The organism is Parasphingorhabdus sp. (assembly GCF_036964675.1).
GTDB lineage: Bacteria > Pseudomonadota > Alphaproteobacteria > Sphingomonadales > Sphingomonadaceae > Parasphingorhabdus.
In genome coordinates this window covers 1-534 of record NZ_JBALTF010000176.1, presented here as the reverse complement: position 1 = coordinate 534, position 534 = coordinate 1, and the positions used below count along the sequence as shown (strand labels likewise).

1 protein-coding gene is annotated in these 534 nt (G+C 50.2%); it reads left to right on the top strand.

Annotated elements, in window-relative coordinates; translation table 11 throughout:
* A partial coding sequence (locus tag V7665_RS13820; RefSeq protein WP_335665102.1) for a DUF885 family protein occupies nucleotides 1-231 on the top strand: 231 nt, incomplete at its 5' end.
* Between the last annotated feature and the right edge of the window lie 303 nt (nucleotides 232-534).

The following is a 534-nucleotide window of genomic DNA, read 5'->3' as shown; positions in this document are numbered from 1 at the left end:
CCGGAGGGCGATATTCGCAAGGCGATCGAGCGCTATATCGTCTATCCCGGGCAAGCGACCGCCTATATGATCGGCAAGCTGAAAATACTCGAGCTGCGGACGCGGGCGCAGGACGCTCTCGGCGACAAGTTCAGCATGGGCCAGTTCCATGACGTGGTGCTGAAAAGTGGCCCGGTGCCACTGGACATCATGGAAGAGAGGGTTGACGCCTGGATTGCTGACGAGGGGTAAGATACGGTAACAAGCTCAATCTTGTCCTGAAATGTCAAGCAAATGAGGGTAATCTGTCGTTTCTGTCCAATGAATATGGGTTAATACCAGTGATAGGGACGTTGCGACCCGAAGGGCTCTCACCATCCTAATCTGATGGTAACTGAGTTCTTTTCCTTTTCGGCCTGACCATTAATTTGGTCAGGCCTTTTTTTTAACTATATTTTTTGGTTAGAAAAGAGCATCCATATGTGATCTGAACCTGGGGGGAGGGGCAGATTAAGGGGTCGTCGCTTGGTTAGTTTGAGATATTTTGCACCTGCA